Raw genomic sequence first — 14,034 nt, 5'->3', positions numbered from 1 at the left:
AGGATGCGATGATCAGACCGATGTTCAGGGCCGTTTGTGCGAGTGTTGCTGCGTTGGCGTCTCCGGCCATGGCGCAGAACGTTGAAACCGGTGCCGAACTCTATCAGCATTATTGTGCGACTTGTCATGGGATCGATGCGACCGGGCATGGGCCAATGGCTGGTGTGTTGGTGATACAGCCGACTGATCTGACCCTGCTGGCATCCAGGGATGGAGTATTCCCTACAGCCCGTGTTGTGGCGCGTATCGACGGGCGTGATCCCTTGGTCAGTCATGGCAGCCCGATGCCGGTTTACGGTCCTTATTTCGACGGGCAGGATACCACAATGAAAACACCCGATGGGCAGCCGATCCTGACCAGTCAGCCGATTGTGGATCTGGTGGCTTATCTGGAGACGCTGCAATAAGGCTTAGCCTTCGCGGCAAATCCCTTCGACCTTCGCTCCGCTCCACGGAATGACAACGGCACGCTCGCGCTGCGCGCCAGGCAGCGGTGACAAGTCGAAATGCGCGCCCAACATGTCATGCAAGCGCAGGGTCCGCGGTGCGGTAGGGTCCAATGCCCGGCAGCAGACGTATTCCTCGACGATCGCCCCCTGTTGTTCGAATCCATAGGATAGAAAATCAGGCGATGTCTGCAGGTCGAACAAGTACGGGTCCTTGCTTCCGCCATGTTCGGCGGCGGCTCGCAAGGGATGGTAACCAGTGGACTGGCGGTTCTGCCATTGCCAGACGTGTGTCAGTTCGTGTGCAAGCAACATCCCGGCAATCAGGTCCATCTGTTCCGGGAAATCGGACATATAGTCCTCAAGGTACCAGTCCTTGTTAAAATAGACCTTATTAAACAACGCAACAGCGGCGGGTTTCGCGGTTACGACCCCTTCTTCGGTTGGTGGCAGGATACGTTCCCGACAGGCCAGGCGCGGCCGGTCCTTGCGGTAAAACGTGATCGGCGTTACCGGCGCACCTTCGACAAGTCGCACGCGATCCAAATCCAGCGTGTCGCCTTGAACGGCACTTGCAAATGCGCGTTCCTGATCCGTCAAAGGGCGACCACAGGCAGCAAGCAAAATTAATAGCGTCATCAAAATACGAAAGGCCATAATCAAAGCCTAATGCGAAGTGCCCGCGCTGCAACCCGTTTTCACAGGCTCATCGCCAAAACCCTGCTGATTTCGGTCAGCGACCGGCCTGATTGATCCATCCATGTATTAAAGGCCTCTTGCACCGCAGCCATCGCCTTTTTTGATGTTGGGGCCTTATCGACCACCCCTTCGGCAATCAGCCGCGCGGTCACATCTTGCGAGAGGATAAAACTGTCACGCCCTGCAAATCGCATGGCGTATTGGGCCGAAGCCCCGCCCAGACGCGACCCGCGCTTGCCCAGCATCGCCAACAGACCGACATAATCCTCAGATGGCCAACCGCCAAGAACTTGACCCACACCGCCTTCATCACGCAGCTCCAGCAAAAATGCAGCATTGTCACGAACGGTCGCGATCTTGGTCCCGTTGCGCACAATGCTGGTATCCTGCAGCAAGGCGTCGAATTTCTCATCATCCATGAAGGCGCAGCGTCCGACATCGAAATCGTCAAATGCGATTTCAAACCCGTCCCACTTGTTTTCGATGACCTTCCAGTTGAACCCCGCCTGAAAGATGGATTTGGTGATAATCGAAAGCCAGCGATCTTCCGGCATCTCAGCAAGCTCGGCCAGGCTTTTGGGTTTGCTCAATTTTTCATTCAACGCATCCGGGCCACCATGGCGATTGGCAGCCATTACAAAAATTTCATCGAAATGATGCATCAATCATGTCCTCCACCGATAAAGTTGCCTGTTGAACGCTTCGTTGCAAGGTCTCAAAGAGAGTGAGGTTTTGGACATTTGGTGCGTCTAAGATCAAAAAAATGCAGAAAAATCGAACATCGAGCAAAGAAATGCTCGACAAAACAGGGGATTCGGGTTTGTGATTGACTCGTCAATCAAAGACCTGCGCCAGATATTTGTGTTAAGCAAAAACGCGCGCGATCAGTACAACGCAGCGAGTGGGGACTTGCGGCTTAATACAAGGCGAAAAATTCCGCCTTTGTTCAAAGTGTTCACTTCCCTTTTGCGGCCAATATTGTGCATGTTGCGACATGGTATTGTCGTCTGTCCAACCTTCCGGCGCGCACCTGTGCGCTGAGGTGGACGAAAAACAAAAAAAGACAGGGAGAATGTCGATGAAAAAACTTAGTGTCAGCCTGTTGGCTATGATGGTAGCCGGTTCCGCTTACGCCGCCGATATGGGTGCCGTGGACGAGCCGATCAAACTGGCGATCAACGAATGGACCGGTCAGCACGTAACGACCCAAGTGGCGGGCGAGATGCTGAAAGCCGCGGGTTACAACGTCGAATATGTGACCGCTGGTATGATGAACCAGTTCCAGGCAATCGCGGATGGCGACATCACTGCGACGCTGGAAATCTGGTCGTCAAACGTCTCGGACGAATACGCCAAGAAAATCGACGAAGGCACCGTCGTCGAAATCGGCGATCTGGGTCTGGATGCCAAGGAAGGCATCGCTTATCCGGCGCACGTGGCCGATCTGTGCCCCGGTCTGCCGGCATGGGAAGCGCTGAAGGATTGCGCGCAGGTCTTCGCGACCGCTGAAACTCTGCCCGGTGGTCGTCTGGTCGACTATCCTGCCGATTGGGGTACGCCCGGCGCTGACCGTATGACCGGTCTTGAACTGCCGTTCAAAGCTGTGCCTGCCGGTTCCGAAGGTGCTCTGATCGCCGAATTGCGCGCCTCGACCGAGCGCAAGTCGCCGCTGCTGATCACTTTCTGGCAGCCGCATTGGGCGATGTCGGCCTATGACGTTCAGTTCGTTGAATTGCCTGCCGGTGAAGAAGCTTGCTTTAACGATCCGGCTTGGGGACCGAACCCGAACGCCGTGAACGACTGCGATTTCTCGCCCTCACGCATCTTCAAAGCCAGCTGGAACGGGATGGAAGAAAAATGGCCCGCGGCTTATGAAATCCTGTCCAACTATCAATTGGCGGTCGAGGACCAACAGCCGATGATGGGCGCGATCGACGTTGACGGCGGTAAAGTCGAAGAAGTTGTCGCCGAATGGATGGCTGCGAACGAAGACAAATGGCGTCCGGTTGTTGACGCGGCAACGCAGTGAGTTCGCATAAGTGACTGACGCGAATACGCCAGCCATTACCTGCCAGAATCTCTGGCAGGTTTTTGGTCAAGGCGCAGACAAAGCCCTGACCGACGCGCTGTCTCGGTCAGGGAATGACGCAGACAAAGCCGCCGCCGATCTGCGCGAACACGGGTTCATCCCGGCCGTTCAGGACGCAAACTTTGAAGTTAAAGAGGGCGAGCTGTTCGTCATCATGGGGCTGTCGGGATCGGGCAAGTCCACACTGATCCGCTGTATCTCGCAATTGCTGCCGGGCACGGGCGGCGAAATCCGTGTCGACGGCGAAAACGTTATCGGCGCGTCGAAGAAAGCGCTGACCGAATTGCGGCGCAAAAAACTGGGCATGGTGTTCCAGCATTTTGGCCTGTTTCCACACATGACTGTTGCGGACAACGTGGCCTATCCACTGCGCGTATCGGGCGTCGGCAAAAAGGAACGAATGGCCCGTGCGCAAGAGGTCATCACTCTGGTCGGATTGGAGGGGCGCGAGGACAGCTACCCGCGTCAGCTTTCCGGTGGTCAGCGTCAGCGCGTGGGAATTGCACGGTCTTTGGCGGTGAACCCGGACATCTGGTTTCTGGACGAGCCGTTCTCGGCCCTCGACCCGCTGATCCGCCGACAGCTGCAGGACGAATTCCTGCGCATTCAGGCGACGCTGAAGAAATCCATCGTCTTCATTACTCATGATATCCAAGAGGCGCTGAAACTGGCCGACCGCATCGCCATCATGCGCGATGGCAAGATCGTCCAGATCGGAACGCCGACGGATATCGTATTGCGCCCCGTAGATGATTACGTGCGCGAATTCTCGAAAGACGTGGCCAAGGGTCAGCACGCCAAGGTTGCCTCGGTCATGCGGGACGAGTCTGAACGTGGCCCGGATGATCCTGGCCTGACAACCTCGATGACGCTAGACGCTGCGTTGGCGCATTGCATGGAGCTTTATGAGCCCGTTCCTGTGCGAGATGAAAACGGCAATATTGTTGGCACGGTTCATCCTTCTGATCTTGCCGCCGCGCTCCAGGTGGATGAGACATGACTGCCGTGTCAGACATCCCCAGCAACAGCGCGATCCAATTGACGGTTGGCGCGAAGGCGGCATTAATCACAGTCGTTGTCGGCGCGATTTGCCTTGCGTTGGAGGGTCTTGCGCCTTGGTTGGTCAAGTGGCCCGCCACTTGGGAACTGCCCGCCACGCAATGGGTCGGCGCGTTTCTGGACTGGTTTCTGAACGGTATCAAACCGGCGATGCGGTTGTTCTCTGACCTGATGGCATATCCCATGAACGGGGCCAATTTCGTATTAGGTAATACACCATGGCCGATTCTGATTGGACTGGTGACGGCGCTGGGCTGGTTTCTGGGCGGCTTGCCGATGGCGGCGTTGGGATTCTTTGGCCTGAGTTTTGTGCTGGCATCTGGCTACTGGGCCGAGAGTATGAATACGCTGGCGCTGGTTGCCGTTTCTGTGCCCGTCGCGTTAGTCGTCGGCGGTGCCATCGGCATCCTTGCCAACGAGGTGCCGCGCGTGAAGTCCTTTGTTCAGGCGGTGTTGGACGTGATGCAGACGGTCCCGACTTTTGCCTATTTGACCCCGCTGTTGCTGTTGTTCGGCTTTGGTCCGGTCGTAGGGCTGATCGCTTCGGCCATCTATGCGGCCCCGCCAATGGCGCGCAACGTGATGCTGGGTCTGGAACGGGTCGAGCCCGAGATCAAAGAGGCCGCCATCATGTCCGGCGGCACGCGGTTTCAGCAGTTGTTTCAGGTCGAAATCCCCGCAGCGGCGACGCAGATCATGGTGGGCGTAAACCAATGCCTGATGGCCGCCCTTTCGATGGTCATCATCGCCGCCGTTATCGGCGGGTTCAACGATATCGGCTGGGAAGTTCTTCTGACCATGCGCAAGGCGCAGTTTGGTGAGTCGCTGATGGCCGGTCTCGTCATCGTGGTCTTTGCCGTGGTGATCGATCGGATGAGCGGTACGTTGGCGACCGAGCGTAAGCGCTATGATCCACGCGTTGTCTGGGCAGTTCTGGGCTTTACGGTCCTGTTTACCGCCGCCTTTTGGGCTTGGCTGCCGAACCCGTCCGAGTTGACCCTGCTGGACCCGATGGCTGAGGCTGTCGACAGCGGACTGACAGCGTTCACGCAGGCGAATGGTCCTTGGCTGGATGCTCTCAAGAACAACTCGTTGTTTTACGTGCTGTTGCCGTTGCGGATCGGACTGGATCAAGCTGTTCTGCCCTTCACATGGGGTTTCCAGTGGACAGCAGGGATGAGCTTTGGCCTTTTTGCTGCCGGCGGCGTCATCGCCGCATTGATGGCATGGCGCGGCCACCTGACAGGTGGTTTGGTTGTTCTGATCCTGATCGGAATGCTGGAAACGGGTATTTCAAACCTTCCATGGCCCTTCGTCCTGACCGGGGCGGCTGCGCTCAGCTATGTCGCGGGGGGCTGGCGTCTGGCGGCGCTTTCCGTTGGGTTGCTTTGCACCATCCTAGTGTCCGGCCTGTGGGAGCGCGCCTTGCTGTCGCTTTACCTCAGCGGTGCTGCGGTGTTTTCCTGCGCCATCGCAGGTGGCTTGATCGGCCTAGCCAGCGCCGTATGGTTGCCGGTCTGGAAGGTCGTTCGTCCGATCTGCGACATGCTGCAGACAATCCCGCTGTTCGTCTTCCTGATCCCTGTGCTGATGGTTTTCCAGATTGGCGAGTTCTCGGCCTTTCTGGCGATCTGTGCCTACGCCATTGTCCCGATGATCCGCTACACGAGGCACGGTTTGGTCAACACACCGGAAGAGATGATGGAGGCCGCAATCTCGAGCGGTGCGACCGAGTGGCAGATCATGCGCGACGTGCGCGCGCCATATGCTGCGCCGACGATCCTGCTGGGGTTGAACCAGACCATCCTTTATGCCTTTGCAATGCTGGTGATCGCGGCACTGATCGGGACCACCGGTCTGGGGCAGTCGATCTATCTTGCACTAGGGCAAGCGGATGTGGGTCTGGGCATCTCGGCCGGTGCTGCTATGGCGATTCTGGCGCTTGTTGCCGACCGTATCGTACAGGGTTTTGCCGAAGAACGGCGCAAAGCGCTGGGACTGTAAAATGGGGCAGGGGCGGCGCGTCCGCCCCTTTTGCCCTGCACTTGATCTTAGACAAAGACCGGACAGCGTTCGAGACGTAGACCGCGCGTAACACGTTCGGAGAACACGATGACCGGTTGGGCCTTCTTCCTCGCAGCACTGATTACCTTTCTTCTCAGCCACGCCATCCCGGTAAGACCGGCCGTGCGCGGTCGGCTGATCGATATGTTGGGGCGCAGGGGGTATTTCGCTGCATATTCCGCATTGTCCCTATTGGTTCTCGCGTGGCTGATCGTCGCTGCAGCCCAAGCACCATATGTTGAGGTCATACCACCGTTTGCCATTTTTCGCTGGGCACCACTCTTGGTGATGCCGATCGTGTGTTGGCTGGCGGTTGCAGGCTTGTCGATCCAAAACCCGTTCTCTTTTGGCGGGATGGGGCGCCGCGCCTTCGATCCTGAAAAACCGGGCATTCTGCGGACAACGCGCCACCCTATTCTTGTCGCCTTAATGCTGTGGGCCGTGGCGCATCTGCTGGCCAATGGCAGTCTGTCACACGTGATCCTGTTTGGCCTTTTTGCCGGTTTTGCTGTCTTAGGCATGGCCTTGATCGACCGCCGTAAACAACGCGATATGGGCATGGAATGGACTTGGTTGTCCCGCAATACAGGTCGTCTGTCGCTGCGCGCGCCGCGTCCCTGGCCGCGCCCTTGGGTCTGGTTTGTTGCTATCGCCATCTTCATGGCCCTGCTTCATCTGCACGCGCCTGTGATCGGGTTGTCGCCACTGCCGTAAAGCAAGAGAGTGGCCGCGCGAGTACTTGCGTGCTATCTGGAATGTCACAAATCTGTACTTAGGGGTCCTTAGATGCATCTGGCCTATGTCACTACCACCGACCGCGGCGCAACCGATCGTCTTTTAAGCGCGGTTGCCGAACACCTGCTCGCGAAAGGCGCGAGCCTTGCCGGAGTCGTGCAAACTAATACCGAATGCGCGGATAGCAGCAAGTGTGACATGGATGTTCGGGTTCTGCCCGAGGGAGAGACCATTCGCATCTCGCAATCCCTTGGTGAGCAGTCGCGCGGTTGCCGTTTGGATCCTGCTGCGTTGGAACAGGCCGCAGGATATGTGACGTCTTCGCTGGCCGATGCGCCCCAATTGCTGATCATCAACAAATTCGGCAAGCATGAGGCTGACGGGCGTGGATTCCGCCCCGTAATTGCCGAAGCTCTGGCGCTGGATGTTCCCGTCCTTGTTGGTGTGAACGGTCTGAACAAAGAGAAATTCGACGCGTTCACTGGTGGTGCTGCCGAACAGATCGAACCTGATTCTGAAAGCATCATTGCTTGGTTCGACCGCGTCACTGCGCAACGTGAGGCCGCGGCCTGACAAAGCTCCCGTTGGGTAAGCTTCTGTTTTCCTAACTTGTTTCGTGTCGCATGTGCTGCAATCCTCTCTCTCGGAGGAGACAGTGCATGTGGACCAACTGGGCCGGAAACCAGCGCACGGATACGCCAATAGCGCGCCCGACGTCGATTGCTGAACTGCAAAATGAGATCGCGCGACCCCAAAGCCTGCGGGTCTTGGGTGCGGGGCATTCCTTTACGCCAATCGTAGCCGGTGGTGACCGGATCGTGGACTTGTCTGATTTGGATCTGCCAACGCTTGGTGATGCCCGGCAGGATCGGGTGTGGGTCAACGCCAATGCGCGGTTGCGGGATCTGTCACCGGCGCTGGCGGACAAAGGACTGGCATTTCGAAACCTTGGGGACATCAACACCCAATCGCTGGCGGGTGCGGCGTCGACTGCGACGCATGGGACCGGGCGGGACTTGCCGTGCCTTGCGGCAGAAATCACTGCAGCCCGGATGATCGGAGCAAGTGGAGATATTCTGACCTCGGATGAAATCCCGCTTGAGATGGTACAAGTCAGTTTGGGGATGCTAGGCGTTCTGACCGAAGCGCAGATTTCGGTCGTGCCAAAGTACAACTTACGTCGTCAGGTTCAGCTTGCCTCGGTCGAGGAAAGTCTGGCCACGATGCACCAGAATTGGGCAGAGAACCGGAATTTCGAATTCTTCTGCATCCCGTTTACCGGAAAAACTGTCGAGCTACGTCACGCCATCATCGATGCCGCCGAAAGCAAGGCACCGCGCGATTTGGATATGATCGCTGTAAAAGTTCTGAAACTTGCACGCAGCGCGGGGCGGATCAGCGAGGGTTTGCGCCGTGCGATGCTCAAGCTACTGACGCTTGCGCAGTCGGACGAGGATTATGTCGGCGAAAGCTGGCGGGTTTTGTGTAGCGACCGGCATATTCGTTTCAAGGAAATGGAATACCATCTGCCGCCAGATGTGGCTGGGGATGTTCTGCAAGAGGTTCTGACGCGCCTACATCGCCACCACAAGGACATCTATTTTCCGATCGAAGTGCGCCAGACTGCTGGTGACACGGCCTGTCTGTCTCCGTTCCAGGGTGGGCCGCGCATTTCCATTGCCATCCACACCGACGCAGCCGAGGATCATAAACGGTATTTCGAAGCTATTGAGCCGCTGTTTGTCGAAGCAGGTGGTCGCCCTCATTGGGGCAAGTTGCACAATTTGACTTACAAAGACCTGTCCGTAATGTATCCGGGTTTTGACCAGTTTTGCGCGTTGCGCGAACAGCTCGATCCACAGGGTAAATTTCTGACGCCCTCGCTTGCTCGGTTGTTTCGACCATGAACGCAGCAGCCCTGAAAGCTCTGTCAAATGTTCTGCGATCACACGGGGTCGACAAGCCCGTCGTCGTAGTGGACTTAGACTTGTTGGACGCCAATTGTGTTGTCGCGAACAGGGCTGCTGACGCTGGGCTGGCCCGTAGGCTGGTTGCCAAGTCTCTGCCCTGTCTTCCTTTGTTGGATTTCATTCGCGAGCGCATCTCGAGCTCTGGCCTGATGACGTTTTCCGAACCGATGTTGCAGGCGCTTTTGATGGCCGAGCCCGATACGGACCATCTGATCGGCAAGCCCTTGCCTGTCAGTACGGCTGCAAGGCTACTGACCACCAATCACGACGCGGCAAGGCGCGTTCAATGGTTGATCGACACCCCAGCTCGGCTTGGCGAATATCTGGCGTTGGCTTCAGATCGCCAGACGTCACTGCGTTTGTCTTTGGAGCTGGATATCGGCCTGCACCGTGGCGGGCTAAATTCTCAGAATGTCGCAGAACTTGCCCAACAAATAATAGCGCACCCATACGGGCAGCTTGCCGGGGTCATGGGTTACGAGGCGCATTTGGCGAAACTGCCCGGCATTCTGCGCAACCGCGCGGTTCGGGCCAGTGCAGATGCGTTCAACACAGCCGTCGCCGCTTTGCCGCGTGACGAGGATGGGTTGTGTCTGAACACAGGCGGCAGCCTGACCTTTCAATCCTACCTTGCCGAGGGTTCTGCGAATGAGGTGGCATTCGGCTCGGTCCTGGTAAAGCCCGGCGATTTTGACCACGCCACGACGCAGGCGTTTGACCCAGCCGCGTTCATTGCGACACCAGTTCTGAAAGTAATGCCGGGAAACGCATTGCCGGGTCTGGAGTTCTTGCCGCGACAAAAAACGGATATTGCGATCTTTGGCGGCCACTTCCTTGCCCAGCCGGTTTTCCCAGCAGCGTTTGGCTACTCAGCGGTCTTTGGCCGTTCAAGCAATCAGGAAGTGTGGACAGGCCCGCGTTCGGCAGACGTATCGCCGGGCGACATCGCACTGCTGCGCCCTGATCAAAGCGAGGCTGTGCTGACTCAGTTCGGCACCATTCTGGCCGTCCGAGGTGGGCAGGTGGTTAGTGAATGGCCATGCCTGCCTAACTAGGCGTCGGTTAATCTGCAAACAGGGCTTCGGCGGCGCGGCGCGCCTCGGGGTCGCGTTTGATTTCTTGGTTGTCAGGAAGCTCGGCCAGTTCGGGCACCGACTGACGCAAGATCGCCGCGTTCAGCTCTCCATTTCGGCGCCGGGCAGGAGTGACGCCCATACTGCGCGAGATCAGGTATCTGTCGTTGAACGGATTGAGTGTAAAGTGACGTGGCATCCCGTTCAGCATGGCACCCATTGTGTTTGGAAGGATGTTTTCAAGAAATGAAAGGTCATACGCGTTGGGGCGCGCTTCTGGCGGCAGTGTGTCAAGCCAAGTCATCACCTCACGCTGCCAAAAAACGGCTGGTTGAATGCCTTCGGGTGCCCTCAGGCGCAGACGCCGAACCAGATGAAGAAACCGAAACGCATCCTGCCTTTTCCACTGGTTTGCACGGTTCATGTCCATGACGTTGCCGCGCAGAGAGATCTGGGCATCAGGGAGGAACGCATGCGCTGCCAATTCACGATACCCCATCGTCGACGTGTGCCCCCCCGTGCGTAGGCCGAATAGTTTCTCCTCTAAGCTCGGTGCATCCGAGGGCGCGCGTTTTTCGGTCAACTTCATGCCGTCAATCAAATCGGGTTCGAATCCAAGTTTCTGTCCAATTTTCTGGGCAAGCAGACAATCCAGCGATGACAGATAGTTAATCCGGTGCGTATAAACGCACTGACTTGTTCAAGGTGCTCCTTGGCCGACGCGACCAGTGCCCGGCTGTCATACCCACCTGTAATCGGAATGGCGGCCCGAAAGGATCCCGCAAGCGCACCAACTGTCGCCCCAAGACGCGTCACTATTTCTGATGCAACAGTGTCAATATCTGCATCTGCGGTAAACGGCGCGTCCGATTGGGGCCAATGGCGATATTGCTAATACCGGTCCAGGGTAAGAGCGTGATTTGGCCGCGCCAGCCGCAAATCGCGATCACCAGTGATGCCCAGTGAAAAGTTGGTTGCCCCAGACATGACGTCCTCGACCCGGATATAGCGACCTGGCTCAATGGGTTGGTCCAGCGCCATGAAAGGTGATGAGCCGATAAGGCCGGTCTTTGGATCATAGAAACAGGACAATTTCAGGGTAGGGTCGATGTACAGCCTTTGCTCGCGTCCAAGCCTGCTGAATATGACAAAGCGCCCGGCCAGATTTTCAAGCCAGTTTTCCAGATCGCACCAAGTCGGACTGGCTCCAAGATCGACCAGTGTATCGCCTGCTATGACCGTTCCGGTGTCGACCGCGATCCCCAGAATCAACAGCTGTAGGCCAGCGTCGGCGCAATCGCGTAGCGTTCTGCCAATGTCAACAATTTGCAACAGAGCCTCGCAATCGAAGGCCAGTGCAAACGAAAATGCTTGGATCGAGTGATCTGCATGTGATTGGAAAGTGGTGGGCGACCCTGGAATCGAACCAGGCGTGCGTCTCCGCGAGGGAGTTACAGTCCCCTGCCACACCTTGCGGCCTGTCGCCCACTGTCAGGCGTTGCACCTGACGTGGAGGCGTGATTACTAGCGCCTTGAAGAAGCGTCAACAGGAAAATTTGGCTTTGACGCAGGAAACCGAATTCCCGGCCCGGAGGCCCAAGAAATGAAGAAACCCAAGTGGGTCGTTGAAAAGGAACAGGCGCGCAAAGCTGCGGCGTCTGAAACCGTTTGGCTGTTCGGTTTGCATGCCGTTCGGGATGCTTTGATGAACCCGAACCGGCAGAAATTGAAACTGATTGTGACGCGGAACGCACGGGATAAACTGGCAGAAGCGATTGAATTTGCAGGGATTGAGGCCGAAATGGTCGATCCGCGAAAATTCACCGCGCCCATTGATCCCGGTTCAGTCCATCAGGGGGCTGCACTTGAGGTCAAGCCGCTGGATTGGGGCGGGCTGGCTGAAAATTGCATTGGGCGTGAGCATCCCAGGGTCATTTTATTGGACCGTGTTACCGACCCGCACAATGTTGGGGCGATTCTTCGCTCGGCCGAAGTGCTTGGAGCCAGTGCCGTGATCGGTACGCGGCACCATTCGGCGCCGGAGACGGGCGCGCTGGCCAAAACCGCGAGTGGAGCACTGGAGCGTCAGCCCTATCTGCGCGTGCGCAATCTGGCGGATACTATTGTCGAGCTGCAGAACATGGGCTTTCAGGTATTGGGTCTGGACGGTGAGGCCGAACAAACCATCGAGACGGCGTTGGGCGGCAAACTGGACCAACCTGTCGCGTTGGTGCTGGGGGCCGAAGGACCCGGCCTGCGGCAAAAGACCAAGGAAACTGTCAATCAACTGGTGAAAATCGACGCAGCCGGTGGGTTTGGTTCTCTTAACGTCTCAAATGCTGCCGCAATTGCCTTATATGCTTCAAGGCATCGATAGACAGGAGAGAGCCATTACCAGCCCGACCAAAATCGCTACTTGCTGTTACTGCGGAACGCGCGCTGCGTTGGTTCTGAAAGGGAAGCAACGCCACGAACTCAGCTGCTCTAGCTGTGGGGCCCCTTTGCATGACCTCAAGATGGTTCCCAAGCGCAAGCTGAGCAATGACAAGCCAAAGCGCGACAGCTACAAAACCGCTACCGCATACAAGTCCAAAAAGAAAAAGAAGAAAAAGGGGATTTTTGCGCGCGTCATTGATGAAGCATGGGATGTGGTCGAGGATATCTTTGACTGACGCGGGATAAAGCGACACGAGCGTTCACAACCGCGTTAATAGGGGTGTTTCGCGCGACAAAAGATTGCATTTTGATACCCTGAATTTGTAATCCTGAGCATGTGATGCCAATCAAACGTTTCATACTTGGCGCGATAGCCGCCGTTGCCCTTCTTTCTGCCGCCCAAGCACAGGACATGCCCGTCTTCTATGAGGCGGACGGTGCCGTCATGGCCGGCTACGACCCTGTCTCATATTTTCTTGAGGAAACGCCGGTCCGCGGATTGCCAGAATATTCTGTGATCTGGAAAGGGGCCGAGTGGCATTTCGCCTCGGCCGAGAATCGCGATCTGTTTGAAAGCAATCCTCGCGCCTTTTCCCCTCAGTTCGGGGGCTACTGCGCCTATGCCATGGCGCAAGGTATCTTAAAAAGCACCGATCCGATGCTTTGGGACATGGTGGAAGGCCGGCTGTACCTGACCCACTCGCCTGAGATTGAGCAGCTCTGGCGTGGAGATCGTGCAGAATACATTCACATGGCCGAGGAAAACTGGCCTGTGGTGCTGTATCAAGACTAGGCGAATTTCCGCCTTCTTCGGACTGTCATCACAAAAATGCGACGCCCCTCTTTTTTTCTCTAAACTTATGCCTAAATGTCACAGTGACCGCGGAACGGAACTGCCGCGGGTCATTTCACTGTCCCTCGTTCCAACAACTGGCGCTCAGGTTCGACCTGAGCGCTTTTTTCTTTGCTGCGCCAAGTCTAGGGTGCCCGCATGCCGAATTACACAGACCCATTCCTGAAAGACATCCTGCGTCGCACCAAAGTGATTGCTGTCGTGGGCGTTTCGATGAACCCGGTGCGGCCCAGCTATTATGTCGCGCGGTATCTTTCACTTAAGGGATACACGGTGATCCCGGTGAACCCAGGTCATGCCGGGAAAGTACTTTTCGGGCAGACCGTTCGCGCGTCATTGTCCGAGATTACTCAGCCGGTCGATATGGTTGACATCTTTCGCCGTTCCGAAGCTGTTCCGTCAATAGTCGACGAAGCACTGTCTTCTTTTCCCGACCTACGCACGATCTGGATGCAGATCGGCGTTGAACACCCCGAAGCCGCAGCCAAAGCACAGGCGCGCGGCGTGGATGTGGTGATGAATCGCTGCCCTAAAATCGAATATCAGCGCCTGTTTGGCGAGCTGCGCATGGGTGGATTCGCGACCGGAGTGATTTCTTCCAGACTGTGAA

Annotated in this window: 16 protein-coding genes and 1 tRNA gene; 12 read left to right on the top strand and 5 right to left on the bottom strand. The window is 56.8% G+C overall.

The window, feature by feature from the left end:
- The first annotated feature begins 8 nt into the window (after positions 1–8).
- Entirely contained in the window at positions 9–407 is a 399-nt protein-coding gene (locus tag AC2FLJ_RS04990; protein ID WP_496695962.1) for a c-type cytochrome, read from the top strand.
- A 3-nt stretch (positions 408–410) separates the two neighbouring features.
- Here the strand turns inward: AC2FLJ_RS04990 and AC2FLJ_RS04985 are convergent, their stop codons facing one another.
- Together AC2FLJ_RS04985 and AC2FLJ_RS04980 are read right to left on the bottom strand one after the other, a co-directional pair.
- The gene (locus AC2FLJ_RS04985) at positions 411–1,103 is read right to left on the bottom strand and encodes a hypothetical protein (RefSeq protein ID WP_496704650.1); all 693 of its coding nucleotides are present in this window, start codon (positions 1,101–1,103) and stop codon (positions 411–413) included.
- Between the two features lie 41 nt (positions 1,104–1,144).
- Positions 1,145–1,807, bottom strand: coding sequence for a DNA-3-methyladenine glycosylase I (locus tag AC2FLJ_RS04980; RefSeq protein ID WP_496695958.1), 663 nt, complete (start codon positions 1,805–1,807; stop codon positions 1,145–1,147).
- A gap of 416 nt (positions 1,808–2,223) precedes the next feature.
- Between AC2FLJ_RS04980 and AC2FLJ_RS04975 the strand changes: the two genes are divergently transcribed.
- The 7 genes from AC2FLJ_RS04975 (at position 2,224) to AC2FLJ_RS04945 (ending at position 10,117) form a co-directional block, all read left to right on the top strand.
- Positions 2,224–3,174, top strand: a complete 951-nt coding sequence (locus AC2FLJ_RS04975) for an ABC transporter substrate-binding protein (RefSeq protein ID WP_058275748.1) — start codon at positions 2,224–2,226, stop codon at positions 3,172–3,174.
- Positions 3,175–3,184: 10 nt separating this feature from the next.
- The gene (locus tag AC2FLJ_RS04970) at positions 3,185–4,234 is read left to right on the top strand and encodes a quaternary amine ABC transporter ATP-binding protein (protein ID WP_496695957.1); all 1,050 of its coding nucleotides are present in this window, start codon (positions 3,185–3,187) and stop codon (positions 4,232–4,234) included.
- Positions 4,231–6,297, top strand: a complete 2,067-nt coding sequence (locus AC2FLJ_RS04965) for an ABC transporter permease (protein ID WP_496695955.1) — start codon at positions 4,231–4,233, stop codon at positions 6,295–6,297. The genes AC2FLJ_RS04970 and AC2FLJ_RS04965 overlap by 4 nt, the downstream gene beginning before the upstream one ends.
- 108 nt (positions 6,298–6,405) lie before the next feature.
- Positions 6,406–7,071 carry an NnrU family protein gene (locus AC2FLJ_RS04960; RefSeq protein ID WP_496695953.1) on the top strand — a complete coding sequence of 222 codons (666 nt, stop codon included), beginning with the start codon at positions 6,406–6,408 and terminating at the stop codon, positions 7,069–7,071.
- Positions 7,072–7,143: 72 nt separating this feature from the next.
- The gene (locus tag AC2FLJ_RS04955; RefSeq protein ID WP_496695951.1) at positions 7,144–7,665 is read left to right on the top strand and encodes a DUF2478 domain-containing protein; all 522 of its coding nucleotides are present in this window, start codon (positions 7,144–7,146) and stop codon (positions 7,663–7,665) included.
- A gap of 86 nt (positions 7,666–7,751) precedes the next feature.
- A complete protein-coding gene (locus AC2FLJ_RS04950; protein ID WP_496704646.1) occupies positions 7,752–8,999 on the top strand; it encodes a D-arabinono-1,4-lactone oxidase in 1,248 nt (415 codons plus the stop codon).
- The gene (locus AC2FLJ_RS04945; RefSeq protein WP_496704644.1) at positions 8,996–10,117 is read left to right on the top strand and encodes an alanine racemase; all 1,122 of its coding nucleotides are present in this window, start codon (positions 8,996–8,998) and stop codon (positions 10,115–10,117) included. The genes AC2FLJ_RS04950 and AC2FLJ_RS04945 overlap by 4 nt, the downstream gene beginning before the upstream one ends.
- Before the next feature lie 7 nt (positions 10,118–10,124).
- Here AC2FLJ_RS04945 and AC2FLJ_RS04940 read toward each other — a convergent pair whose 3' ends face one another.
- From AC2FLJ_RS04940 to AC2FLJ_RS04930, 3 genes are all read right to left on the bottom strand, one after another.
- A complete protein-coding gene (locus AC2FLJ_RS04940) occupies positions 10,125–10,724 on the bottom strand; it encodes a hypothetical protein (RefSeq protein WP_496704643.1) in 600 nt (199 codons plus the stop codon).
- 302 nt (positions 10,725–11,026) lie between these two features.
- Entirely contained in the window at positions 11,027–11,467 is a 441-nt protein-coding gene (locus AC2FLJ_RS04935; RefSeq protein ID WP_496704641.1) for a hypothetical protein, read from the bottom strand.
- 71 nt (positions 11,468–11,538) lie between these two features.
- Positions 11,539–11,622: transfer RNA gene (locus AC2FLJ_RS04930), tRNA-Tyr, on the bottom strand.
- Between the two features lie 116 nt (positions 11,623–11,738).
- On the opposite strand from AC2FLJ_RS04930, the gene rlmB reads away from it, so the two are divergent.
- The 4 genes from rlmB to AC2FLJ_RS04910 all read left to right on the top strand — a co-directional run bounded on the left by rlmB (position 11,739) and on the right by AC2FLJ_RS04910 (position 14,033).
- Positions 11,739–12,512 carry a 23S rRNA (guanosine(2251)-2'-O)-methyltransferase RlmB gene (gene rlmB, locus AC2FLJ_RS04925; RefSeq protein WP_282151637.1) on the top strand — a complete coding sequence of 258 codons (774 nt, stop codon included), beginning with the start codon at positions 11,739–11,741 and terminating at the stop codon, positions 12,510–12,512.
- Positions 12,493–12,807 (top strand): hypothetical protein, encoded by a 315-nt coding sequence (locus AC2FLJ_RS04920; protein ID WP_200833257.1) that lies wholly within the window; start codon positions 12,493–12,495, stop codon positions 12,805–12,807. Before rlmB ends, AC2FLJ_RS04920 begins: the two co-directional genes overlap by 20 nt.
- Positions 12,808–12,911: 104 nt before the next feature.
- A complete protein-coding gene (locus AC2FLJ_RS04915; protein WP_282151636.1) occupies positions 12,912–13,364 on the top strand; it encodes a YHS domain-containing (seleno)protein in 453 nt (150 codons plus the stop codon).
- 198 nt (positions 13,365–13,562) lie between these two features.
- Positions 13,563–14,033 carry a CoA-binding protein gene (locus AC2FLJ_RS04910; RefSeq protein WP_496695942.1) on the top strand — a complete coding sequence of 157 codons (471 nt, stop codon included), beginning with the start codon at positions 13,563–13,565 and terminating at the stop codon, positions 14,031–14,033.
- Position 14,034: the final 1 nt, after the last annotated feature.

It is taken from the genome of Ruegeria sp. CDSA034, from assembly GCF_059612275.1.
The sequence above is the reverse complement of the archived record's forward strand: the minus strand, read 5'-3'. Positions and strand labels throughout refer to the sequence as shown.